Origin of the sequence: Halopseudomonas sp., assembly GCF_036961105.1 — a bacterium.
Classification (GTDB): Bacteria; Pseudomonadota; Gammaproteobacteria; order Pseudomonadales; family Pseudomonadaceae; genus Halopseudomonas.
Genome location: NZ_JBALWW010000009.1, coordinates 35,613 through 56,275 on the forward strand (window position 1 = coordinate 35,613; position 20,663 = coordinate 56,275).

General features: G+C 59.5%; 29 protein-coding genes. 23 read left to right on the plus strand and 6 right to left on the minus strand.

The window, feature by feature from the left end; genetic code table 11:
* Nucleotides 1-60: 60 nt before the first annotated feature.
* On the plus strand, nucleotides 61-702 hold the full coding sequence (locus V7756_RS10685) for a DUF2569 family protein (protein ID WP_335610156.1): 642 nt from the start codon (nucleotides 61-63) through the stop codon (nucleotides 700-702).
* A gap of 269 nt (nucleotides 703-971) precedes the next feature.
* On the opposite strand, the gene V7756_RS10690 is transcribed toward V7756_RS10685, so the two are convergent.
* From V7756_RS10690 to V7756_RS10700, 3 genes are read right to left on the minus strand one after another with little or no spacing between them, the layout of a single operon-like run.
* Nucleotides 972-1,265, minus strand: coding sequence for a hypothetical protein (locus tag V7756_RS10690; RefSeq protein ID WP_335610157.1), 294 nt, complete (start codon nucleotides 1,263-1,265; stop codon nucleotides 972-974).
* A 15-nt stretch (nucleotides 1,266-1,280) separates the two neighbouring features.
* A complete protein-coding gene (locus tag V7756_RS10695) occupies nucleotides 1,281-2,372 on the minus strand; it encodes a DMT family transporter (protein ID WP_335610158.1) in 1,092 nt (363 codons plus the stop codon).
* Nucleotides 2,369-3,739, minus strand: a complete 1,371-nt coding sequence (locus tag V7756_RS10700) for an NAD(P)/FAD-dependent oxidoreductase (protein WP_335610159.1) — start codon at nucleotides 3,737-3,739, stop codon at nucleotides 2,369-2,371. Before V7756_RS10700 ends, V7756_RS10695 begins: the two co-directional genes overlap by 4 nt.
* Nucleotides 3,740-4,146: 407 nt before the next feature.
* Between V7756_RS10700 and V7756_RS10705 the strand changes: the two genes are divergently transcribed.
* The 8 genes from V7756_RS10705 (at nucleotide 4,147) to V7756_RS10740 (ending at nucleotide 9,175) form a co-directional block, all read left to right on the plus strand.
* Nucleotides 4,147-4,362 carry a cysteine-rich CWC family protein gene (locus V7756_RS10705; protein WP_335610160.1) on the plus strand — a complete coding sequence of 72 codons (216 nt, stop codon included), beginning with the start codon at nucleotides 4,147-4,149 and terminating at the stop codon, nucleotides 4,360-4,362.
* A 266-nt stretch (nucleotides 4,363-4,628) separates the two neighbouring features.
* Nucleotides 4,629-6,542 (plus strand): alkaline phosphatase family protein, encoded by a 1,914-nt coding sequence (locus V7756_RS10710; RefSeq protein ID WP_335610161.1) that lies wholly within the window; start codon nucleotides 4,629-4,631, stop codon nucleotides 6,540-6,542.
* Between the two features lie 116 nt (nucleotides 6,543-6,658).
* Nucleotides 6,659-6,961, plus strand: coding sequence for an antibiotic biosynthesis monooxygenase family protein (locus V7756_RS10715; RefSeq protein WP_335610162.1), 303 nt, complete (start codon nucleotides 6,659-6,661; stop codon nucleotides 6,959-6,961).
* A gap of 117 nt (nucleotides 6,962-7,078) precedes the next feature.
* Complete coding sequence (locus tag V7756_RS10720; RefSeq protein ID WP_335610163.1) at nucleotides 7,079-7,285, plus strand: ParD-like family protein; 207 nt, start codon at nucleotides 7,079-7,081, stop codon at nucleotides 7,283-7,285.
* Nucleotides 7,278-8,069, plus strand: a complete 792-nt coding sequence (gene map / locus V7756_RS10725) for a type I methionyl aminopeptidase (protein ID WP_335610164.1) — start codon at nucleotides 7,278-7,280, stop codon at nucleotides 8,067-8,069. The genes V7756_RS10720 and map overlap by 8 nt, the downstream gene beginning before the upstream one ends.
* A 110-nt stretch (nucleotides 8,070-8,179) precedes the next feature.
* Nucleotides 8,180-8,464 (plus strand): hypothetical protein, encoded by a 285-nt coding sequence (locus tag V7756_RS10730; protein WP_335610165.1) that lies wholly within the window; start codon nucleotides 8,180-8,182, stop codon nucleotides 8,462-8,464.
* A 27-nt stretch (nucleotides 8,465-8,491) separates the two neighbouring features.
* The gene (locus V7756_RS10735; protein WP_335610166.1) at nucleotides 8,492-8,872 is read left to right on the plus strand and encodes a hypothetical protein; all 381 of its coding nucleotides are present in this window, start codon (nucleotides 8,492-8,494) and stop codon (nucleotides 8,870-8,872) included.
* Nucleotides 8,873-8,926: 54 nt separating this feature from the next.
* Nucleotides 8,927-9,175, plus strand: coding sequence for a hypothetical protein (locus V7756_RS10740; RefSeq protein WP_335610167.1), 249 nt, complete (start codon nucleotides 8,927-8,929; stop codon nucleotides 9,173-9,175).
* Nucleotides 9,176-9,217: 42 nt separating this feature from the next.
* On the opposite strand, the gene V7756_RS10745 is transcribed toward V7756_RS10740, so the two are convergent.
* Together V7756_RS10745 and V7756_RS10750 are read right to left on the minus strand one after the other, a co-directional pair.
* Nucleotides 9,218-10,471 (minus strand): MFS transporter, encoded by a 1,254-nt coding sequence (locus V7756_RS10745; RefSeq protein WP_335610168.1) that lies wholly within the window; start codon nucleotides 10,469-10,471, stop codon nucleotides 9,218-9,220.
* A 97-nt stretch (nucleotides 10,472-10,568) separates the two neighbouring features.
* A complete protein-coding gene (locus V7756_RS10750) occupies nucleotides 10,569-10,916 on the minus strand; it encodes a hypothetical protein (protein WP_335610169.1) in 348 nt (115 codons plus the stop codon).
* A 178-nt stretch (nucleotides 10,917-11,094) separates the two neighbouring features.
* Between V7756_RS10750 and V7756_RS10755 the strand changes: the two genes are divergently transcribed.
* From V7756_RS10755 to V7756_RS10805, 11 genes are all read left to right on the plus strand, one after another.
* Entirely contained in the window at nucleotides 11,095-11,709 is a 615-nt protein-coding gene (locus V7756_RS10755; protein WP_335610170.1) for a DUF502 domain-containing protein, read from the plus strand.
* Between the two features lie 124 nt (nucleotides 11,710-11,833).
* Nucleotides 11,834-12,808: an NAD(P)H-dependent flavin oxidoreductase gene (locus tag V7756_RS10760; protein WP_335610171.1), complete on the plus strand. Its 975-nt coding sequence runs from the start codon at nucleotides 11,834-11,836 to the stop codon at nucleotides 12,806-12,808.
* Between the two features lie 35 nt (nucleotides 12,809-12,843).
* On the plus strand, nucleotides 12,844-13,764 hold the full coding sequence (locus tag V7756_RS10765; protein WP_335610172.1) for a hypothetical protein: 921 nt from the start codon (nucleotides 12,844-12,846) through the stop codon (nucleotides 13,762-13,764).
* A 122-nt stretch (nucleotides 13,765-13,886) separates the two neighbouring features.
* Nucleotides 13,887-14,192, plus strand: coding sequence for a DUF2845 domain-containing protein (locus V7756_RS10770; RefSeq protein WP_335610173.1), 306 nt, complete (start codon nucleotides 13,887-13,889; stop codon nucleotides 14,190-14,192).
* 260 nt (nucleotides 14,193-14,452) lie between these two features.
* Nucleotides 14,453-14,848, plus strand: a complete 396-nt coding sequence (locus tag V7756_RS10775) for a DUF1090 domain-containing protein (RefSeq protein WP_335610174.1) — start codon at nucleotides 14,453-14,455, stop codon at nucleotides 14,846-14,848.
* 95 nt (nucleotides 14,849-14,943) lie between these two features.
* A complete protein-coding gene (locus V7756_RS10780) occupies nucleotides 14,944-15,573 on the plus strand; it encodes an SDR family oxidoreductase (protein ID WP_335610175.1) in 630 nt (209 codons plus the stop codon).
* 261 nt (nucleotides 15,574-15,834) lie between these two features.
* A complete protein-coding gene (locus V7756_RS10785; protein WP_335610176.1) occupies nucleotides 15,835-16,215 on the plus strand; it encodes a VOC family protein in 381 nt (126 codons plus the stop codon).
* A 95-nt stretch (nucleotides 16,216-16,310) separates the two neighbouring features.
* Nucleotides 16,311-16,520 carry a DUF4177 domain-containing protein gene (locus tag V7756_RS10790; RefSeq protein WP_335610177.1) on the plus strand — a complete coding sequence of 70 codons (210 nt, stop codon included), beginning with the start codon at nucleotides 16,311-16,313 and terminating at the stop codon, nucleotides 16,518-16,520.
* The gene (locus V7756_RS10795; RefSeq protein WP_335610178.1) at nucleotides 16,517-16,729 is read left to right on the plus strand and encodes a hypothetical protein; all 213 of its coding nucleotides are present in this window, start codon (nucleotides 16,517-16,519) and stop codon (nucleotides 16,727-16,729) included. The genes V7756_RS10790 and V7756_RS10795 overlap by 4 nt, the downstream gene beginning before the upstream one ends.
* 98 nt (nucleotides 16,730-16,827) lie before the next feature.
* Nucleotides 16,828-17,160 (plus strand): DMT family transporter, encoded by a 333-nt coding sequence (locus V7756_RS10800; RefSeq protein ID WP_335610179.1) that lies wholly within the window; start codon nucleotides 16,828-16,830, stop codon nucleotides 17,158-17,160.
* A gap of 11 nt (nucleotides 17,161-17,171) precedes the next feature.
* Complete coding sequence (locus tag V7756_RS10805) at nucleotides 17,172-17,567, plus strand: GFA family protein (protein WP_335610180.1); 396 nt, start codon at nucleotides 17,172-17,174, stop codon at nucleotides 17,565-17,567.
* 21 nt (nucleotides 17,568-17,588) lie between these two features.
* On the opposite strand, the gene V7756_RS10810 is transcribed toward V7756_RS10805, so the two are convergent.
* Nucleotides 17,589-18,068 carry a winged helix-turn-helix transcriptional regulator gene (locus V7756_RS10810; protein WP_335610181.1) on the minus strand — a complete coding sequence of 160 codons (480 nt, stop codon included), beginning with the start codon at nucleotides 18,066-18,068 and terminating at the stop codon, nucleotides 17,589-17,591.
* Between the two features lie 127 nt (nucleotides 18,069-18,195).
* Here V7756_RS10810 and V7756_RS10815 point away from each other — a divergent pair, with 127 nt between their 5' ends.
* The 3 genes from V7756_RS10815 (at nucleotide 18,196) to V7756_RS10825 (ending at nucleotide 20,039) form a co-directional block, all read left to right on the plus strand.
* Complete coding sequence (locus tag V7756_RS10815; protein WP_335610182.1) at nucleotides 18,196-18,927, plus strand: SDR family oxidoreductase; 732 nt, start codon at nucleotides 18,196-18,198, stop codon at nucleotides 18,925-18,927.
* A gap of 44 nt (nucleotides 18,928-18,971) precedes the next feature.
* Entirely contained in the window at nucleotides 18,972-19,559 is a 588-nt protein-coding gene (locus V7756_RS10820; RefSeq protein WP_335610183.1) for a 2-hydroxychromene-2-carboxylate isomerase, read from the plus strand.
* Between the two features lie 135 nt (nucleotides 19,560-19,694).
* Nucleotides 19,695-20,039, plus strand: coding sequence for a GlpM family protein (locus tag V7756_RS10825; protein WP_335610249.1), 345 nt, complete (start codon nucleotides 19,695-19,697; stop codon nucleotides 20,037-20,039).
* Nucleotides 20,040-20,663: the final 624 nt, after the last annotated feature.

Below are 20,663 nucleotides of genomic sequence, written 5' to 3' on the forward strand. Positions count from 1 at the left end.
TCAACGGGCAGAGCGCGCCCGTTGATGCTGTTAACGGATAGCCACGAAAGGGATATAACAATGACAACGAGTATGATCCTGGCCGCCGTCACCATGACGCCTGCCCTCGCGATAGCCCAGCAACAGGAACCTCTCAGAGGTGCGACGACCGGACTGATGCCACTCATTCTGGTCGCGCTGATCGTATACAGCACCCGGAAAATGGCGATAGGCGGGTGGCTCTTCTATTTCTATATCGGGCTGATACTCGGACCAGTCATCACCGCAATGCTGGTCTACCCGGTCATTGGAGAGTATTTCCAACCCTCGCTATGGTACGACTTGCAAACCTACTGGCTCTCATTTTTCAGCGCTATACCCGGGCTTCTCGCTTCGCTTGTGGTTTCCATCTTTGCCGTGCGTCTGCTCTTTGCCAGTCAACGCAACAAACGCAACACCATGTTGCTCCGGTACGCGCTACTCGGGCAGGTTGCGCTAGGCATTATCGGTGCGGTGATTGACCTGCTCTACTTTGCTGAAGACGCTGCCTTGAGCCTGATTTTCCTGATACCGACAAGCATAATGTGTCTGTATTTCTTCTTTTCACCGCGTGTGAAATACGTGTTGGAAAATTGGAACGGAGACTGGAATTACAACGATTTCGTGAACCGCAAATCGACTTTGACGGATACCGGCGCAAGCTGGACTGAGCTTAAGCCCTGACACTGAAGCGGTTGCTGATCTGCGCCCGCGAGCGTCAAGTTTGCGATTCGGTGGGATATTATTTCAACGGCAGAGATGCAAAAATGCCTGCCGCCAAGTTAGGCGGCGGGCATGCAACACTTAGATCTTGGTTACAAAGGTACGCGCCTGGTACAGCGCCAGGCTACTGAGCACGATGATCACCGCGACCGCGAGAATATCCGCGCCGGGGAAACCCCAGAAATCAGACATGGTATCTCCTCAATAAAAGGCATGAGTCGCAGCGGTTGTTAAACCAGTGCGGTATCCAGCATGCGTTGTCGACCAAAAGCATTGACGCGAAACTTGAATAACACGCGGCCAGCGCCAAAGTAGGCCTGGTCATCCAGCGTCTCTTCAACGCTTTCGATGATGCCGCTGGAGAACAGGTCGGTCAGGGTGACGCGGGTGTTGCCGCGCCAATAGGCGCCGCTGAGCCCGTACTCGGCCATCAGCGCATCGGTCACTTGCCAGTCCCAGATACCGTGATGCTGTTGTTCATGGATCAGTTGCAGAATACGGCCCTTCATGTGCAATCTATTCATGGTTTGCTCTAATGCTCACAGGTTGGCCGCCTTCGCGGTAGCGTTCGCTTTCTCGCTGTCGGTCGATACGGCCCGTACCACTTCCAGCACGTCGTCACTCTCGGTAAACATCACAAAGCCACCGCCCACAAACAGCACCAGACCAGCGAGGAAGTTCCACTCCGGGAATTTGAGCGTAAAGGCCGCGAGAAAGATCACCGCAAAGAGACCATACAAAGCCGCAATCGCCTGCCCACGGCCCACGCCAATCAACGGGAACGACTTGTACCAGGAGACATAGCAGAAGGCGAAGGTGACACCCGCAAGGCTAAGCCAGCCCATAGCGGCCCAATTGAACGTGGCCACCACCAGCTCAACTACCGGTTGATCGGTAAAGAGCCAGATGGCCGGCAGGATCAGCAGCACCCAGTAGAGCACCTCAGCGGTAAAGCGCACCGTAATACCCACATCCGGGTCAGCCACATCCAGCCCACGACCGGCAATGGCGCCTTCAACGCCCCAGCCAATCGCCGCCATGGCGCCGCCAAGATAACCCAGCCAGCCGGCGTCACCGGTGCCGTTGAATTCAGCAATGATGCCGGGCGCATACACGGTTATGCCACCGGCCAGGATGATAAAGATGCCCACGGCTGCGCGCCGGGTGATCTTCTCCTGATACCAGAGCCGAGCCAGGGTAGCGCCAACAATGGGATACATCAGCGCCGAGATAGCGGCGAAAGCCCCGCCGATGTAACCAATCGCCAGATACGAGCCAAAGATCGCCATCGGGCCGCCAAAAATAGCGCCGATGAAGAACCACTTGGAGATGTAGCGCATCTGCCTGAGGGTGCGCACGTACTCGCCCAACTTGCCTAACACGCCGTTCCAGACAAACAGAAAGAACAACACGCCGATGGCATTGAAGGTCGTGAGCACGGCGGCCGCCAGGAGAAACTCGGCGTTGGTGTCGTAGCTCAAATCAACATAGGGCGCTTCAAACCAGACCGCTGAACCCGGTATATACCAGGCGCCCCAGAGGACCGCGCACCACAGGGCCCACATAAAGCCCCACCGAATGCTACTGGCGGTGAAACGTGACCGCGCCTGACTCAGGCTCGGCTGACTCATGCCGGTTCCTTGGCTGGCTGGGCCGTCTCTTTGGCCAGAAAGGCCTCCAGCGAATCGTCCATCGCATCCATCCAGGGCGTGTGGTGCACAGGCGCCAGGGTGCCGGTCAGGGTCGAGCGGTAGCTCTTGTTACGGTAGCCGAGGATGTCCGCTTCCTTGTGGTGCTCCCACTCCTTGAAGATATCCGCTACGCCGGTCACATCAAAGGCCGGGTAGTCGGTCGGCTCCAGCAGGTCGATTATGTAAGCGGCCTGAAAGTCGATCGCCTCAAAGGGATCCGTCACCTGCTCTTCACGGGCGACCCATTGCTGGGTGTCGGCCTTCATCACCTCGGCAGCGGGCAGCGTGATGCGTCCCAGCATGATGTCGCGGGCATACCATGCCTGCGCATCAAACATATTGAAGGTGTAGTACTGATCCTGCATACCCAGGAAGAACAGCTTGGGATTGGCCAGCGAAACAATGCCTTTGTACAAACCTTCTGGATAAAGACGGTTGTGCGTGGTCAGCGTCAGCTCGTTGGGCAGGAAGGGAAAGTGATGCTGATAGCCGGTACAGAGGATGATCGCGTCAACGTCCTTGCTGGTGCCATCCTTGAAATGCGCGGTCTTGCCGGTCACACCCGTCAATAGCGGAACCTCGGCAAAGGACTCCGGCCAATCAAAGCCCATCGCCTTGGAGCGATAGCTGAAGGTAACCGACTTGGCACCGTACTTGTGGCACTGGGTACCGATGTCTTCTGCCGAGTAACTGCTACCAATCAGCAGCAGGTCCTTACCTTTGAACTCGCAGGCATCGCGGAAATCATGCGCGTGCAGCACACGCCCCGGGAACTGCTCCAGCCCTTCAAAGTAAGGGGCGTTGGGCGTTGAGAAGTGGCCGGTTGCGACGATCACATGATCGAACTCCTCTGTGCTCATCTCGTCCTGCTTGAGATCACGCACGGTCACCGCAAACTTGCCGGTGCTCTGGTCATGCGCCACCCAATGCACCGCCGTATTGAAGCGGATGCACTGGCGCATGTTGCTCTTGGCCACGCGGCCCATGATGTAATCGCGCAGCACCGCGCGCGGCGGGTAAGACGGGATCGGCCGGCCGAAATGCTCTTCAAAGCTGTAATCGGCAAACTCCAGGCACTCCTTGGGGCCGTTGGACCAGAGATAGCGATACATGCTGCCGTGCACTGGCTCACCGTATGCATCCAGGCCGGTGCGCCAGGTGTAGTTCCACATGCCGCCCCAATCGCTCTGCTTTTCATAGCAAACGATCTCGGGAATATCAGCACCGTCGCGGCGGGCTGCTTCAAAGGCACGTAGTTGGGCCAGGCCGCTTGGGCCGGCACCGAGGATGGCAACTCTAAAAGTCATAATGACTCCTATATTCAGGCGATGTATCGTTCGCTGGACCAGAGCTGGCCTAACGAAGATGAAACGCGGAAAAGAGCGCGGCTGAACCGGTAGCGGTCCAACCCTCAAGCTCTATGGTGATGCGCACAAATGTCGGTATACCGAAAGCGCAGTGATGAAGGCTGCATCTGTGGGTGAAACAGAAGGCCGAGGGCGGGCAGGCCGCCGATAAAACGCGAGATCTCGAGAAACGCCAGAAGAAGGCGCTCGAACTGGTCAAGCGGGATAAAAATGCTTGGTAACTCGTATGCCAGGGCGGGCACCCTAGCACATATCAGGTAACAGTGTTTTCAGCGCCACCCGGCAAAACAGCGCACACCGGCCTGCAAACCCCTTCCCCACTACCTCGCCACACAGAGGAAATAAAGATGAAGCCAACCCAGACTGAGCTTTGCCCGCTGTGCGGCGGAACCAATCAGTGCGCCCTCGCAGCCGCCACTGAACCCGCCGCACCCTGCTGGTGCTTCAGCGCCACCGTGAGCAAGGCAGCCCTGGCAAGCTTACCCGTCGAGCAGATCAACAGGGCTTGCCTCTGTCCGCGCTGCGCCACCGGCCTAGAGAGCAGCCTTGCGCGGGGAGAGTAAGCTGGTTGAGGTGAGACCATGCCATCGACGCAATGCTGGCATCGGAACGTGCGCGCAGCGAGCCATAACAGGACGACCAACCAGGGGCACACCCAGACACAAATTTACCCATGACCAGGTAATCTCGACCCGGTACGGTCCGAAGATCATTATTCAGGTGCCCACTCGGCTGCGCTGAACCATTGGCTGGTTGGCGTCTCCAATATGCCGTTAACCCCCTTATCAACAATCAGCACGAGAACCCAGGTGACCGAGCCCGAGACATCATGAGCAGTTCCCCAGACCTCCCCGATTTGCTGGTGGGGCCGTTGGTCCGCCGCGTGGCACCCGAGCAGATTCTGCTCTGGCTGGTAGCCTCGCGCCCGCTGGAGCTGACTGCCACATTGCAGATGGCCGACGGCGAAGAGCAGCGGCTGCAGTTGGGCGATGCTCAGGTGGTACCGATAGGGCGCCATGCCTTTGTTCACCTGCTCACGGTGCGTCCCGCGTCGGCCTTGCCGCAGGACACCCTGATCTACTATGACCTGCGCTGGCAAGCCAAGGCCGGCGAGACCGGTCTGCAGCAGGCGGCGCCGCACCTGTGCCACGAAGGCGAGCTGCCTTCGCTGATGATCGCCGCCAACAACCGCCGCCTGCTGCACGGCTCCTGCCGCAAACCGCACTTTGCCAGCGAGGATGCGCTGGTGCGCACCGACACCTGGCTGGCCGAACGCCGCAACGAACCCTCGCAGCGCCCGGCCTGGCTACTGATGACCGGCGATCAGGTCTATGTCGATGATGTATCCGGCCCCATGCTGGTGGCCAGTCACGCCTTGATTGAACGGCTCGGGCTGTTCGACGAAGCGCTGGAAGGCGCGACCGTGGCCGATAGCCAGGCGCTTTACCAGGCAGAAGCGACCTACTATCGCCGCGAAGAACTGCTGCCGGACGTGCCCGCCAATATGGCGGTGCGCGACCGCTTTTTTGGTGGGGTACGCAAGCCGGTGTTTACCTCGGCCAATGCGCAAAACCATCTGATCACGCTGGCGGAGATGCTGGCGACCTATCTGCTGGTCTGGTCGCCGACACCCTGGAGCTTGATCGCCCCGAGCCGGCCAGACGGCTTGAGCGACGCCGACCGCGAGCGCTATGACGCGGAACAGGAACAGATCACTGCTTTTGTCGCCGGTCTGCCGCAAGTGGCGCGCCTTTTGGCGCATCAGCCGACGCTGATGATTTTTGATGACCACGACGTAACCGACGACTGGAATCTTACCGCCGCCTGGGAGCGCACCGCCTACGGCCACCCGTTCTCGCGCCAGATCATCGGCAACGCCTTGCTCGCCTATCTGCTGTGCCAGGGCTGGGGCAACGATCCGGAGGCGGTGTCGCAGCCGCTTGAGCGACTGGCCACACTGCTGGACAACGCAGCCGGTAGCGGCAAGCTCGACGTGGCCGAGCAGGACAGCTGCATCAACGAGCTCTTGCAGTTCCACGGTTGGGAATACCAGATTCAGGGCACCCCCACACTGGTAGTGCTGGACACTCGCACGCGGCGCTGGCGCAGCGAGCGCAGCCCTTTCCGGCCGTCCGGCCTGATGGACTGGGAAGCCCTGACCGAACTGCAGCAGCGCCTGATCGACCAGACCGCGGTGGTGATCGTTTCACCGGCGCCGATGTTTGGCGTCAAGCTGATTGAAGGCGTGCAAAAACTCTTCGCCCTGGCCGGCAAGCCGCTGGTGGTGGATGCCGAAAACTGGATGGCGCATCGCGGCGCAGCCAAGGTGCTGCTGAACATTTTTCGCCACGGGCGCACACCTGGCAATTATGTGATTCTCTCGGGCGACGTGCATTACTCCTTTGTCTACGACATTGCCATCCGTGACCGCAAACAAGGCCCACAGCTATGGCAGATCACCAGCAGCGGCTTGAAGAACGAGTTTCCGCAGCGGCTGCTGGACTGGTTCGACCGTCTCAACCGTTGGCTGTACTCGCCTGTTTCACCCTTGAACTGGCTGACCAAGCGTCGTCGCATGCGCGTGACGCCACGCTCTCCCGACCGCGCCTCGGCAGGCGAGCGCTTGTGGAATGGAGCCGGCATCGGCTTGGTGGAGCTGAATGAGCAAGGCCGGCCAACCGAAGTACGCCAACTCGGCGCGAACGGCTGCGACGTGCGCTTCCCGCCACCCAAGCGCGATTGACCATTGCAACCCTGTGCGGCGCCATCGCTACAGCTTCTCAGCGGTTGACCCGATCACCCTGCCCGCCCGCATAATGGCTGCTGTCTTTTCACAGCCACTATCGCAGGAGCCAGACCATGTTCATCGCCATGAACCGTTTCAAGATCAAGCCGGGCCACGAGCAGGACTTTATCGACATCTGGAAGAACCGCGAAAGCCTGCTGGAGACGGTACCGGGCTTCAAGAACTTCAATCTGCTGCAAGGCGCTACCACCGAAGAGCACACCCTGTTTGCCTCCCACGCCACCTGGGAATCACGCAGCGCCTTTGAGGCCTGGACGCACTCCGAGGCCTTTCGCGCCGCCCACGCCAATGCCGGTAGCCACCGCGATATCTATCTGGGGCACCCGCAGCTGGAAACCTTTGAGGCTGTGCTCTGAGCCACCGGTTCACCTCAGCCTGCAGCCGTTCAAGCGGTCTTGACTGAGCACCGGCCATTGCTTGCCCGCGCCACAGAGCATACGATGCATATACGTTCCATATATCCAGGTATCGCAATGGGCATTGTAAAAATAAACGACGAACTGCACGAAGAGGTACGCAAGGCCAGCGCGGTCATGGTCCGCTCGATCAACGCGCAGGCTGAATTCTGGATGCGCGTGGGCATGCTGGCCGAGGCCAATCCGGGGCTGTCTTACACGCAGCTGATGGCCGAGCAGATGAAACACGCTGAAGTCGATTTACGGCAGGTGGCGGATGTCTGAGGTCATACTCAAGACAGATGCCGAGCTGGCGCTGATGCGCGAGGCTGGCCGGCTGCTGGCCTCGGTGTTTGCCTACCTCGATGAGCAGGTCAGAATCGGTATCTCCACCATGGAGATCAACGATCTGACCGAGCGCTACATAGTGCAGCAGCTTGGCGCGCGCCCGGCGAGCAAGGGGCAGTACGACTACCAGTACGTACTCAACTCGTCCGTCAATCACGTGGTCTGCCACGGCGTGCCGTCACCGACGCAACTGCTGAAATCCGGCGATATCGTCAACCTGGACATCACCCTGGAGAAGGGCGGTTTTATTGCCGACTCCAGCAAGATGTACCTGCTGGGTGAGGTCACCCCGCTGGCGCGCCGTTTGGTCGAAAAAACCTACGAGGCCATGTGGGAAGGCATCAAGATCGTGCGTCCCGGCGCCACACTGGGCGACGTGGGCAACGCCATCCAACGGCACGCCGAAAAACACGGTTACAGCATCGTGCGCGACTACTGCGGCCATGGCATTGGCCGTGAAATGCATGAAGCGCCAGAGGTGATGCACTTCGGCCAGAAGGGCAAGGGTCTGGTGCTACGCGAGGGCATGACTTTCACCATCGAGCCGATGATCAATCAGGGCAAGGCCAAGGTAAAACTGAAGAAGGATGGCTGGACGGTGGTCACCAGCGACAAGAAGCTGTCCGCCCAGTGGGAGCACACTATTGCGGTTACGGCCTCCGGTTATGAGGTGCTCACGCTGCGCGATGAGGAAGGTGAAGGCCCGGCGCCGGCAGCCTAGGTCCTTGCACGAGCTTTGCTGCGCCGAGCGCTGCAAGCTGGCAAGAGCGACAGGCCAGGCAAGGCAAGGCAAGGCCAGAAAGAGAGAGAAAAGCAAAGGAAAGCAACACCATGGATGAATTGTTTACAGGTGCAGTAAGAACCGCATTGGGTCTGCTGGTCGCGTGCCTGCGCGCCGTTATATGGCTAATCTGGGAGTTCTGCTTCCACCTCCTGGGCTGGTATGCGGGCTGGTTGCCTTGCCGGCTGTTGTCGCTGGGGCATTATCCGCCAGAAACCATTCATGAGTACGAGGCCGCCCCCGCGTTGCGCGGCTTCATGGTCTGCATGGCGGGTTTGATAAGCCTGATTGCGCTGGCTACCCTTATCACCAGATTCTTGACCACCCTCAACTGACACGCCATTCAATCGCAAAGGTCGCCCATGAAACTGTTCGCAGCGCTCAGCCTGTTATTGTTCATGACACTGTCCGCCTTGGCGCTGGCAGAAGAACCCGCCACCGACGCGGTGGAGCGGTTGTTTCAGGAAAAGATGAGCGCTCTCTCGTCATCCGATTATGCGCTGTTTCTCGAACACACCAACACAGCCTTCCGACAAGCCCTCGCGCCAGAGCAGTTTGCTGCTTTGAGCACCGCGCTGGCAGATAGTCTGGCCCCCGGCTATAGCGCGACTCACCTGGGCATTTTGCGTAAACAAGGCGGCCTGGTGCACGTGTGGAAGGTGACGCCAAAACAGATCGAGACGGATTTTCTCGTTCAGATGGCGCTGACTGACAGCGAGATCGCGGGATTCTGGATTCAGTAGCGGGCAGTTGTTGACTCAACCCGGTTCAACGCTGACTCAGCGATGGTAAGCTCTATGTGGATACGGACAGTTGCTCTCACGCTGTTGCTCGCCGCGGTGGTGCTGATAACCCTCAGCGCTACGCCTGCCGGCCTGATCCTTGTCGCGATTGGAGCAGGCCTTTGTCTGCATGCCACGCTAGCTGGCAAGCCACGCGGCGCCTATTGGCTGTCAGTCGGCGCGGTGTTATCCACCGCGCCTTTGATGGTGTTTATAGGGGTTCTGCTCGGGATGAGCGGTTTTTTGGCGACCGTTAAGCACTGACAATACGCGGTTCGTCAGTAGGGGCCGCCAAGGCGCGCGCGCTCACCCTGATTTTTCTCCTCCCTCCTGAGCGCTCGTCACGCACCGCGTTTCGCCCACCGCCAACCCTTTGGGAAAGCGCCGAATCAGCAGTGCCAGACCAAAGCCCACCGACAGCACTACCACGGTAAAGCTGAACGCGGCGGTAAAACTTCCGGTGGTTTCGATCAGCCAGCCGGCAATCGCCGGGCCCAGGAACTGTCCAACGGCAAAGAACAAGGTGGCAAAACTGAAGGCGATGGGAATGTAGCGCGGGGCCACCTGATCGGTCGCGCTGGTCTGGATCATCGAGAACACACCGTTGAGCGACAGGCCAACCAGCAGGTAATGGCAGAAGAAAAAGGCCTGGGTTTGGCCCATCAGCGGCAAGCCCACGCCCAGAATCACCAGAAACAGGGCTATCGCCAGCGCGTTGCCACGCCCCCAGAAATCCGACACCCAACCCCACAGCGGCCCGGCAAAGATCGAGAGCAACCCCATCATGGCCACATAGCGCCCGGCCAAGGCCTCGCTGAATCCGCTCTCGACCATAAAACTGACCATGAACACGGTTTGTACGATGTAACCCAGACCGATGATGCCGTAGGTGGCGGCCACGATGAGTACCCGCGGGTTACGGTAGATCAGCCATTTCTCATCAGCCGGTATGGGGCCCCGGTCGCTGGCAGCGCCCTGCGGCGGGTTCTTCACACAGAGGAAGATGATGGCGCTGACGAGAAAGGCGGTGCCGGCGAATACGCCCCAGCTCACGCGCCAGCCTTGCTCGCCGAACACCGCAAACAGCTGTGGCACCAGCAGACCCGTCACCAGCACACTGATGCCCACACCGCTGCTCATGCAGCCAATCACCAGACCGCGATGGTCCGGAAACCAGGCAGCCAGCAAGGCAATCATGGGCGCAAAGGCGAAGGCGGCGCCAATGCCCAGCAATGCCATCAGCACGGCGATCAGCCAAAAATTGGCGGCCAGCGTCAACCCGGTAAATCCCACCGCGACCACGAGCATGCCAAACAGGATGGAGGCCTTGGGGCCCCAACGCGCAGCTGCCAGCCCACCGGCCAGTACAAAGCACACATAGGACAGGGCCGCGACCGTACTGAGCAAGCCGGCCTGCTGATACGACAGCTCCAGATCGCTGCGCATGGACGGCAGAATCACGCCGTAGGCCAGACGCGCAAAGCCAATCACCACCAGCGACGTGAGGGTGCCGCACAACACGGTGATCACCATGTTGGGGCGCTGCGTACTCTGGGACATCGTGACTCTCTTAATCTGCGGACGTGTTTGTGCTGCTATTTACGGTCTTGCCTGCCGGCCTGGTGGTTCGCTTGAGTGTTGGTCAGCGGCCGCGGAGCTATGGCAACCGGACCAGTTTGACGTTTACCAGTGCGCTGCCCTTGATCAGGGTGTTGTCATCGACCACTTTCCAGACTTCTTCCTGCGCGCCGGTCTTGAATACCAGATAGCGCTCGCCAGCTGATTCGCGCTCGAAGATGTCGTCAAACAGGGTGCGTTGGCCCTGGGACTCGATGTAATCCGAGCCAATGACCAGTTTTTCGCCGCTGGCCAGCTCGGCAAAGGAGTTGAGCAGTTCGTTGTCGGAACCGGCGCGCGTTTCGTAGACGCCTTCAAAATCGTGGCCGCCACAGGCAGACAACAGTGTGGCCAGTGCGAGCACGGCGGTGTACTGGATGATGCGCATGTTTACTCTCTGCGATGGTTCAGATCGTTCTCGGTAGGCGCATGATAGCGCGCTACCTCCGGCTTGTCGGCAGTCGTACTGGTCAGCAGTCTGACACAAGGGTCAGCCAGTATCGGCTAAAGCTTCTATGCTCACTAAGCGAAGGCTACTTCTACCATTGGGCATACGGGGTCAGAGCATGCGCTTTATCAAAACCACCTTGATCGGCGGAGTGATTTTTCTTATTCCGGTGATCGTTCTCATCCTGGTGCTGGGCAAAGCGGTGCAACTGATTCGCCTGGCAACCGCGCCGATCAGCCGCATGATGCCTATGGATAGCCTCGCTGGCGTGGCAATGATCGACCTGCTGACGCTGCTGGTGCTGGTGCTGGTCTGCTTCGCCGCCGGCATGCTCGCCAAGAGCCCGCCAGCCAAACGCCTGTACCATCGGCTGGATGAAGGCCTGCAGGTATTGCCAGGCTATGCCTTTATCAAATCCTTTGCTGACCATTACAAGCACGAAGAGGATGATGAAGCGCCGCTCAAACCCGTGCTGGTCCGTTTTGACGATTTTGATCAGCTGTGTTTCGAAGTGGAACGACTGGCGGATGGCCGCGTAGTGGTGTTCGTTCCCGGTGCGCCAGATCCCTGGTCCGGCTCCCTGGTGTATTTGACTGCGGACCGAGTAGCCGCCGTGGCGCTGTCGGTGCCCGAGGCCATCAGCCATCTGCGTCGCCTTGGCCAGGGCGCGAGCCGGCACAGCTTGCAGCCGCTGCCCGACACCAGCAGCGCCCAACATAAAGCCCATGAATAACGGCCCACCGAGCATTTGCCCCTGATAACGCAGCCCGCCTAAACTCGACCAGTCAATCTCCAAACTACTTCGGCACACAGAAACCAGCGCCCCGAGCAACGCGGGCGCCCAGGCGAGGCTACCCATGAAAACCCGCATCACAGAACTCTTTGGCATCGAGCACCCGATCATTCAGGGCGGCATGCACCACGTCGGTTACGCCGAGCTGGCCTCGGCCGTGGCCAACGCTGGCGGCCTGGGCATGATTACCGCGCTGACCCAGCCCAATCCGGAAGCCCTGGCGAACGAGATTCGTCGCTGCCGCGAGATGACCGACAAACCCTTTGGCGTGAACCTGACCTTTCTGCCGTCGGTAAAGCAGCCTGACTATCCCGGCTATATCGAGGCCATCATCAAGGGTGGGGTGAAGGCCGTGGAAACCGCCGGTAACAACCCGGCCAAGTGGCTGCCGATCCTCAAGGAAAACGGCATCAAGGTGATTCACAAGTGCACCGCCGTGCGTCACGCGCTGAAAGCCGAGGCCATTGGCTGTGACGCCGCCAGCGTCGACGGCTTCGAGTGTGGCGGCCACCCCGGTGAAGACGATGTGCCCAACTTCATTCTGCTGCCGCGCGCGGCGGAAGAACTGAGCATTCCCTTTGTCGCCTCCGGTGGCATGGCCGATGGTCGCTCGCTCGTGGCCGCTTTGGCACTGGGCGCCGAGGGCATGAACATGGGCACGCGTTTCATCGCCACCCGGGAAGCCCCGGTACACGAGAATGTGAAAGCGGCCATTGTAACGGCCAGCGAGCTGGACACCCGCCTGGTCATGCGCCCGCTGCGCAACACCGAGCGCGTGATGGTCAACGACGCCGTTGAGCGCCTGCTGGAAAAAGAGCGCCGCCTGGGCGCTGACCTGAAGTTTGAAGACATCGTGGACGAAGTAGCCGGCGTCTATCCGAAGATCATGAAAACCGGTGACATGGATGCCGGCGCCTGGTCCTGCGGCATGGTCGCGGGCCTGATCAACGACATTCCCACCGTGGCCGAGCTGGTGCAGCGCATCATGAACGAGGCCGATAGCATCATCCGCCAGCGTCTGGCCGGCATGCTGAGCTGAACCCTTAACTGCTACTCAACTGACAGGATTTGCCCATGAGTTTCGACACACCGATTTACCTCTGCGGCCCGCTACGCGAGCCGAAACAGATGCTGGCCGACCAGGAATACAGCGGTCACACCTCGATCCACGACGACAGCATGGCCGAGAAGCTGGGCTTTCGTGCCGGCCCGATTGAAGGCCCTACCCACTTCAGTATGTTTGCTCCCATGCTGGTCGAAATCTGGGGCCAGGAATGGTTCGAGCGCGGCTGCTTCTCGTCGCACTTCCAGAACATGGTGGTGGAAGGCGAACAGGTACGTGCCTTTGTCGAACGCCCCGCACCGGGCGCAACCCGCGTGCGCTGCTGGGCCGAGAAGGCTGACGGCACACCGGTGTTGGAAGCCAGCGCCAGCATTGGCGCCGCGCCGGGCGAAAGTCTGCTGTACGAGCGTATGGCCAAGCTGCGCGCGCCAGAGAAACTGGTAATCCTGTCTGACCTGCACGTAGGCATGCAGGGCGCTGTCGATGAGAAGGTACGCATGGATGCCGATCAGCACATGGGCAACCTATACCCCTTCTCGCTGAGCCAGAAACTGGAAGGCATCACCGAGAACTCCAACTGGTACTCTGATGCCAGCAGCACCCCATGGGGCCGCGCTATCATCCCCACCGAGATGGTCAGCGTACTGGCAGAATACACCAGCAAGGACGCCGAATTCCCGGTCAAGCAGCCGGTCATCGGTCTGTTCGCCGATCAGGAAATCCGCATGATCGACGGCCCGCTGTTGGTCGGTGAGGACTATCTGATTCGCCGCGAAGTGGTGGCGCTGTCGGAGAGCAAGCGCACCGAGTCCTACTGGGTGCTGTCACGCATCTATGACGCCAGCGGTGAAGTGCTCAAGGCCGAGATGCTGCTCAACCACGCCACCCTCAAGCACTCCTACGCCAACTACGAGGCAGAAGCTTCAGCGTAAACCAGTGCACCTGCGGCGGCCGCCCTGGCCGTCGCTACAGCCGGATGTGTCGGTTGCCTTGAATACCGCGCCGCCCGGTGGGAGTATCAAGGCACCACCCACCGTCATCTAAGGCCTCTGCCATGTTGGTGTCCCGTCGTTTTCTGCTTTCTGCCTGCCTTGCCCTGACCGCCCTGCTGAGTAGCATGAACGTCTACGCCCTGCGCTGCGGGTCCAATCTGGTGGACGAGGGTGATCTCAAATTCAAGGTGCTGCAGTCCTGCGGCGAGCCTGTTTCGCGCGAGGTGATCGGCTACGTCGACCGCCTGCAGGTGGGCGACCGCGTACGGGTAATGAACATCGAGGAGTGGATCTACCAGATCTCCGGTAACTATCAAAGTCTGGAGTTCGAGGGCAACAAGCTGGTGAAGATCACGCCTATCCGCTGACCAACGAATGCTCGATGTGGCAGTAAAGACAGCGCGAAATGCCCGGTCCGAGTGGGTCAGGCTGCCCCCGCTTGTGGGAGTACGGCTAGCGCCGTTGATCGAGATGGAACTCGATCGTCCCAGGGGATACCTCTGCCCGGGTCGGCCGGGTTCCATCCCGGCCTGCGGTGATGCGGCTGACGTCTTTGCTCGAGGTAGTCTAGAGTAGTATCAGATCCCGTAATCGGCCTCTACCTTCATTCAAATCCAGGTGAATCACCATGATCAAATCCGCCATTGGCCTGCTAGTGGCGCTGACTTCATCGCCCGCACTGGCCACCTCCGAATGCGCCGCCCTGAAAGGCTGCGAACGCAAATTCTGCGAAATTCAGCATGAGCTGGATCAAGCCCAGGCTGCCGACAATAGCCACAAGGCCGCTGGCCTGAGCCGCTCGCTGACGCAGGCCAAGGCAAACTGCACTGACGAAAGTCTCATATCCGATCTCCAGGATGATTTGGCTGAATCGCACGAAGATATGCAGGAGTACCAGGCCGACCTGGAAGAAGCGCAGCGTGATGCCGATGCCGAGAAAGTCGCCAAGTACCAGAGCAAGATAGCGGAAGAGAAACTGGACATAGAGCGGCTTGAGCGCGAACTCTCGACCTTTGAGCAGTAACTTCGACCGCAGGAGCAAGAACTCAAGGACGTTTTGACAATCCACATGGATACTCACCCACGCTGAACACGGTATCCATGCAAGGAGTAACAAAAATGAGCAAGACACTGGTTATCGGCAGTACCGGAAAGATCGGCTCACTGCTATTGCCGCTGCTGCAACAGGCCAACATCGACACCTTGGCGATGGCCCGAGACCCGGCCAAACTGGCGTATCTGCAGGGCATCGATTTCATTGAGGCCAATCTGGAAGACGACTTCGAGCACGCCGTGAGCGGCTGCGACCGGGTGGTCTTTACCGCCGGCTCCGGCGCCGGTACCGGGCCAGACAAGACGCTGCTGATTGACCTTTGGGCGGCGCGCAAGGCGGTCGATTACGCAATCAAACACCACGTGAAGCACTTTGTGATGATCAGCTCCCGCGGGGCCGACAACCCCGACGCCATCGACTCCCCGATCAAGCCCTATCTGGTGGCCAAATGCATGGCCGATGAATACCTGATTCGCTCCCGTCTGCCCTACACCATCCTGCGCCCCGGCAAGCTGACCGACGACGGCGGCACCGGCCAGATCACCACTCGCCGCCCCGAGCAGCTCGACGCGCAAAGCATTGCCCGCGCCGACGTGGCACGCGTGATCACCCGCGTGCTGAGCACCGGGCAAAGCAAGAACGTGATCTATGAGCTGTACCAGGGCGGCACGCCCATTGAAGACCTGATTGCCTGAGGCAGGCGCGTGCCAGGTGTTCATTGATCAGAAACCGGCTTTTTGCCACTTTGCCGAACAGACCGGGAACCTGACCGGGGAAGAATTGTTCGCCCGACGCAGCGCCGAACAAGCACCCTCTGACTAAGCAACCTGCTGTTTGTCGCAGGGGCCCTCATCACTCAAATGGATACTCCTTCAGAAGCATTGACGCGGCGAGTGTTTTGGCTCGAGGCTAGGCGTGCAGCAATACAGTAAATCCAACCATTACAAGGACCGCACATGTTCAGCCATATCATGCTGGGTGCAAATGACATTGAAGCTTCCAAGGCCTTTTACGACGCCACCCTGGGCGTCGTCGGCTGCAAGCCCGGCGTAGTCGATCCCATGGGCCGTTGCTTCTATTTCACCAAGGCCGGTACCTTTGCCCTGAGCAAGCCGATTGATGGTCAACCCGCCTGCTGTGGCAATGGCAGCACCATCGGCTTTACCGCCGACAGTCCCGAGCAGGCCGATGCCTGGCACGCGGCCGGTCTGGCCAATGGCGGCGTGGCCTGCGAAGATCCGCCGGGCGTACGCGAAGGCGGCGGCATGAAGCTGTATCTGGCCTACCTGCGCGACCCTTCCGGCAACAAGATCTGTGCGATGCATCGTATGTCTTGAGCCGGTGCGCGCTTGCGGAAGTCAGGCGCGCGGCGGTAACCTTCCAGCCTGCCATCAGGCACACAGCTCCGATTATTCAACCAGGGAATAGCGTAATGGAATACAAGGTCGTGATTTATCAGGAAGGTATGCTGGGTTCACTGCTACTGGGCAGCTCCAAGGTCAACCCGGTCAAATTCACCGAGTTTCTCAACCTGAACGCCGCCGACGGCTGGCGTGTGCAGACCATGGAAAAGGACATCCGCCGCATGCTGCTGCTGTGGAAACGCGAAGCCTACGTGGTCATTCTCGGGCGTGAAAGGTGAAGCTGGGCGCCATTATCTGCCTGCTGCTGTTTGTAGCAGGCTGCGCCCTGTCGATCATTCAGCTGTGGTTTGCGCCGCTGGAGCCGGATACCTTTTTCAAGGTGCTGGTTACCCTTGGCATTCTGTTTGTCATCAGCCTGGCCGTCACCCTGGTCACGCGCGAGTACCTGCAGGACAAGGAACTACGCAAGAACGGCTTTATCGACTGAGTCCGTTTACGAGCTTGCGCACAGATCCACAATCAACATGAGACTGGTCGGCTGGCGACCTTACGGCTAGCATCGCTGCATCAACAGAGGCAGCACGCATGAACCATTGGGTCTATCTGGCGACCGCTATCGTCAGCGAAGTGATCGCCACCTCGGCGCTGAAAGCCAGCGAGGGTTTCAGCAAGCCGCTACCCACCGCCCTGGTGGTTGTGGGCTATGTGGTGTCCTTCTACTTTCTGGCCCTGACGCTGAAAACCATTCCGGTGGGTATCGCCTATGCCATCTGGTCCGGCGTGGGTATCGTGCTCATCTCGCTGGTAGCCTGGCTGCTGTACCGGCAGGAGCTTGACCTGCCGGCACTGCTGGGCATGGGTATGATCATGGCCGGAGTGATGGTCATCAACCTGTTTTCCAAAACCGCTGGGCACTGAGGAGCAGGAACATGATCACCGGTAGCTGTCTGTGCGGCGCCATCCGTTATCGCATCTCAGGACCCATTGGCGAGATAGTCCACTGCCACTGCGTTACCTGCCGCAAGGCGCATGGCGCGGCGTTCTCTAGCGTTGCTGCGGTGGTCGATGGCCACTTTGAGTTGCAGGGCGCAGAGACGCTCGCCCACTACCGATCCTCGCCGGACAAAGCCCGCTACTTCTGCTCTGCGTGTGGCAGCCAGATCTACGCCAAGCGCGACGGCACCGGGCATCTGGTGCTGCGCCTTGGCACCCTGGATGACGAACCGCACAGCCCGGAGCGCAGCCATATCTGGTTAAGTGAGAAGGCGCCCTGGTATCAGCTGGGTCAACAAATGGCCGAACACGACGGCGCCGAGACTGATTGAATCGCTTAGCCAGCCTGGCGCTCAGGTTGCCAGTAGCTGGGTGACCTCGTCTCCAAAGGCCCCGCCTACCTCGACGCGAATATCTCGCGCGCCAACCGGCTCGGCGCATTCGGAACAGACCATCACCGGTTTCATGCGTTGCCCGCAGCCCTTGTGAAAGTGCTCGATGGGCGCGCCGCGCTCATCCGCCATATAGGTATCGCCCCAACTCACCAGCGACAGGATCACCGGGTGCAGCGCCATACCCTTCTCGGTCAACCGATACTCTTCACGCAGCGGCCGCTGTTGATAGGCCTGTTTGTAGAGCACCTCATGTTCGACCAGCTTTTTCAACCGATCAGCCAGCAGATGCCGAGTCACGCCCAGGCGCCGCTCGAAGGCATCGAAGCGACGCACGCCGAGAAAACAGTCGCGCAGCACCAGGAGCGTCCAGCGGTCGCCAATGACCGACAGGGTGCGAGACAGTGAACAGGGCTGTTGATCGAGTTCTTCCCAGCGCATGATGATTTATTCCTCGGTAGCAAGGGCTCCAGCCTAGCTTGACAAGTTCCAAAAAGAAACCCACTATCGAGTCAGTTCTTAAAAAGAACCAACAAGCTGACAAACGAGCTAACAAGAGGAACTGCGCATGACTGCCCCCACCCCCGTAGCCGTGGTGATTGGTGCCGGTGACGCCACCGGCGGCGCCATTGCCCGCCGCTTTGCCCGCGAAGGTTTTACCCTGTGCGTGACCCGCCGCAACGCCGACAGCCTGAGCGAATTGGTCGGCCAGATTGAGACCGATGGTGGCAAAGCCCACGCCTTTGGCTGCGACGCCCGCAGCGAAGAGGAGATGGTCGCGCTGTTCGAGCGGATCGAGCAGAACATCGGCCCGGTTGAGGTGGTGATATTCAACATCGGCGCCAACGTGAATTTCAGCATCACGGAAACCACCACACGGGTGTATCGCAAAGTGTGGGAGATGGCAGCCTTTTCCGGCTTTCTGACTGGGCGCGAAGCCGCCAAGGTCATGCTGCCGCGCGGCAAGGGCACTATTATCTTCACTGGCGCGACCGCGTCACTGCGTGGTGGCCCGGGTTTCTCCGCCTTTGCCGGTGCCAAGTTTGCGCTGCGCGCGCTGGCCCAGAGCATGGCCCGTGAGTTGGGGCCCAAAGGTATTCATGTGGCGCATCCGATCATCGATGGCGCGATTGATACCGCCTTTATTCGCGACACCTTTCCCGAGCGCTATGCACTGAAAGAGCAGGATGGGATCCTCAATCCCGAACACATCGCCGATCAATACTGGGCCATCCATACCCAGCCACGCGACAGCTGGACCCACGAGCTGGATCTGCGCCCCTGGATGGAAACCTTCTGAGCAGCCGTTCAATCCTTTGCCCACCTACTGCAAGCGAGACTTTTATGAGCAAAACCATCGAGTTCTATTTTGACGTCGGCAGCCCCGCCAGCTATCTGGCCTGGACCCAGCTGGACGCGCTCGCCGAACGCACCGGCGCCAGCATCGAGCTGAAGCCCATGCTGCTGGGTGGCGTGTTCATGGCCACCGGCAACAGTTCTCCGGCGACAGTACCGGCCAAGGGCGCTCACAGCCGTATCGACATGCAGCGCTACGCCCAGCGCTACGGTGTCACTCTGAACCAGAATCCCTTCTTCCCGATCAACACCCTGCAGCTGATGCGCGGCGCGACGGCCTACCTGGGCACGGCGGATTTCGACCGTTACCTGAAAACCATCTTCACCGCCATGTGGATTGACGAACTGGATATGGGTCAGCCAGATGTGGTCGGCAAGGTGCTCGCCAAGGGCGGTTTTGATCCGGCCGAGGTGATGGCCAAGGTGAGTGATCCGGCGGTCAAGGAGAAGCTGAAAGCCATCACCGAAGAAGCAGTAAAGCGCGGCGTTTTTGGCGCCCCGACCTTCTTTGTCGGTGATGAGATGTTCTTCGGCCAGGATCGGCTGGAGTGGGTTGAAGCCGCCGCCAAGGCTTGATTCAGGTAGACCGGCGGCGCCGTTTGAGCGCCGTGGGTCAGCGGTGAACGCTTTGCTACAGTGCGGTAATTGACGGAATCACGCGCCGGGCTTAGCTTAGCCGTTCCCTCCCCTGCTCCCGGAAGAACCACCATGCTGTCCCTTGCGCTCAAATGTGTAATGGGTGCGCTCGCAGTGCTGCTGATTGCCCTGCTGGCGAAGTCGAAAAGCTTTTACATTGCCGGACTGGTACCGCTGTTTCCTACCTTTACCATCATTGCCCACTACATCATCGGCACGCAGCGGCTGTCGAGTGATCTGCGCAGCACCGCCATATTCGGGCTCTGGTCGTTGATTCCCTATGCGCTCTATCTGATCTCGATTGCCTGGTTCAGCCAGCGCTTCAGTTTGATCACCACCCTGGTGTTGGCGGTGGTGGCGTGGACGGTCGCGGCGGCGGTGTTGATTTATGTTTGGTCGCGGGTTTATTCGGTGGCGTGATTCTGCTCTGGATGGTTATCGCAGCCGTGCAGTGTTGAAACGTTTTTGGTTAGCTGATTTCCGCTTTCGCCTCTAGGCGAGCCAAGGGGGCATGCTTGCCCATGCCCCCTTAGCGATCCCCCAAGGCACCCAGCTGCGCGGCCCTTCGGGTTCGCTGCGTTGCTCAAGCTGCCGGGGATACTTGCAAACTCGCCGCTACGCACCTCAGACACCGCAAGCATCTTTTTCCCGCCAGCTCTGCGCTACTCGCCCGCTCAGATGGGACTAACCAGTCCGTGCATTAGCGGGTTTTGAAGTTCAATATTGGCCCAAACAACCAACTCGAAAACCACGCCAATCTCATGCCCTTGGCCCCCTTCCAAGCTGTCGAGTAACGCAGGATTTGAGCGAGAGAGCCGAGGACTGTCTGAGGAGCGCAGCGACGAGTTCCGCAGGCGCGCTCAAATCCGAGTAACGCAGAGAAGCCGAAGGCCAGCTTGGTGGGGTGGCCTTTCTTTTGGTTACTTTTCTTTGGCCATACAAAGAAAAGTGACTCGCCGGAAAAGGCGAAAAGCACGTGTGAGAAAAACCCAAATAATCAACCAGAACTCAGTGCAAAGGACGCCAAACCAAAACGGTAAACCC

Coding starts and splice junctions, on each gene's coding strand:
- V7756_RS10685 (WP_335610156.1), top strand. CDS start 61: ATGACAACGAGTATGATCCTGGCCGCCGTCACCATGACGCCTGCCCTC.
- V7756_RS10690 (WP_335610157.1), bottom strand. CDS start 1,265: ATGAATAGATTGCACATGAAGGGCCGTATTCTGCAACTGATCCATGAA.
- V7756_RS10695 (WP_335610158.1), bottom strand. CDS start 2,372: ATGAGTCAGCCGAGCCTGAGTCAGGCGCGGTCACGTTTCACCGCCAGT.
- V7756_RS10700 (WP_335610159.1), bottom strand. CDS start 3,739: ATGACTTTTAGAGTTGCCATCCTCGGTGCCGGCCCAAGCGGCCTGGCC.
- V7756_RS10705 (WP_335610160.1), top strand. CDS start 4,147: ATGAAGCCAACCCAGACTGAGCTTTGCCCGCTGTGCGGCGGAACCAAT.
- V7756_RS10710 (WP_335610161.1), top strand. CDS start 4,629: ATGAGCAGTTCCCCAGACCTCCCCGATTTGCTGGTGGGGCCGTTGGTC.
- V7756_RS10715 (WP_335610162.1), top strand. CDS start 6,659: ATGTTCATCGCCATGAACCGTTTCAAGATCAAGCCGGGCCACGAGCAG.
- V7756_RS10720 (WP_335610163.1), top strand. CDS start 7,079: ATGGGCATTGTAAAAATAAACGACGAACTGCACGAAGAGGTACGCAAG.
- map (WP_335610164.1), top strand. CDS start 7,278: ATGTCTGAGGTCATACTCAAGACAGATGCCGAGCTGGCGCTGATGCGC.
- V7756_RS10730 (WP_335610165.1), top strand. CDS start 8,180: ATGGATGAATTGTTTACAGGTGCAGTAAGAACCGCATTGGGTCTGCTG.
- V7756_RS10735 (WP_335610166.1), top strand. CDS start 8,492: ATGAAACTGTTCGCAGCGCTCAGCCTGTTATTGTTCATGACACTGTCC.
- V7756_RS10740 (WP_335610167.1), top strand. CDS start 8,927: ATGTGGATACGGACAGTTGCTCTCACGCTGTTGCTCGCCGCGGTGGTG.
- V7756_RS10745 (WP_335610168.1), bottom strand. CDS start 10,471: ATGTCCCAGAGTACGCAGCGCCCCAACATGGTGATCACCGTGTTGTGC.
- V7756_RS10750 (WP_335610169.1), bottom strand. CDS start 10,916: ATGCGCATCATCCAGTACACCGCCGTGCTCGCACTGGCCACACTGTTG.
- V7756_RS10755 (WP_335610170.1), top strand. CDS start 11,095: ATGCGCTTTATCAAAACCACCTTGATCGGCGGAGTGATTTTTCTTATT.
- V7756_RS10760 (WP_335610171.1), top strand. CDS start 11,834: ATGAAAACCCGCATCACAGAACTCTTTGGCATCGAGCACCCGATCATT.
- V7756_RS10765 (WP_335610172.1), top strand. CDS start 12,844: ATGAGTTTCGACACACCGATTTACCTCTGCGGCCCGCTACGCGAGCCG.
- V7756_RS10770 (WP_335610173.1), top strand. CDS start 13,887: ATGTTGGTGTCCCGTCGTTTTCTGCTTTCTGCCTGCCTTGCCCTGACC.
- V7756_RS10775 (WP_335610174.1), top strand. CDS start 14,453: ATGATCAAATCCGCCATTGGCCTGCTAGTGGCGCTGACTTCATCGCCC.
- V7756_RS10780 (WP_335610175.1), top strand. CDS start 14,944: ATGAGCAAGACACTGGTTATCGGCAGTACCGGAAAGATCGGCTCACTG.
- V7756_RS10785 (WP_335610176.1), top strand. CDS start 15,835: ATGTTCAGCCATATCATGCTGGGTGCAAATGACATTGAAGCTTCCAAG.
- V7756_RS10790 (WP_335610177.1), top strand. CDS start 16,311: ATGGAATACAAGGTCGTGATTTATCAGGAAGGTATGCTGGGTTCACTG.
- V7756_RS10800 (WP_335610179.1), top strand. CDS start 16,828: ATGAACCATTGGGTCTATCTGGCGACCGCTATCGTCAGCGAAGTGATC.
- V7756_RS10805 (WP_335610180.1), top strand. CDS start 17,172: ATGATCACCGGTAGCTGTCTGTGCGGCGCCATCCGTTATCGCATCTCA.
- V7756_RS10810 (WP_335610181.1), bottom strand. CDS start 18,068: ATGCGCTGGGAAGAACTCGATCAACAGCCCTGTTCACTGTCTCGCACC.
- V7756_RS10815 (WP_335610182.1), top strand. CDS start 18,196: ATGACTGCCCCCACCCCCGTAGCCGTGGTGATTGGTGCCGGTGACGCC.
- V7756_RS10820 (WP_335610183.1), top strand. CDS start 18,972: ATGAGCAAAACCATCGAGTTCTATTTTGACGTCGGCAGCCCCGCCAGC.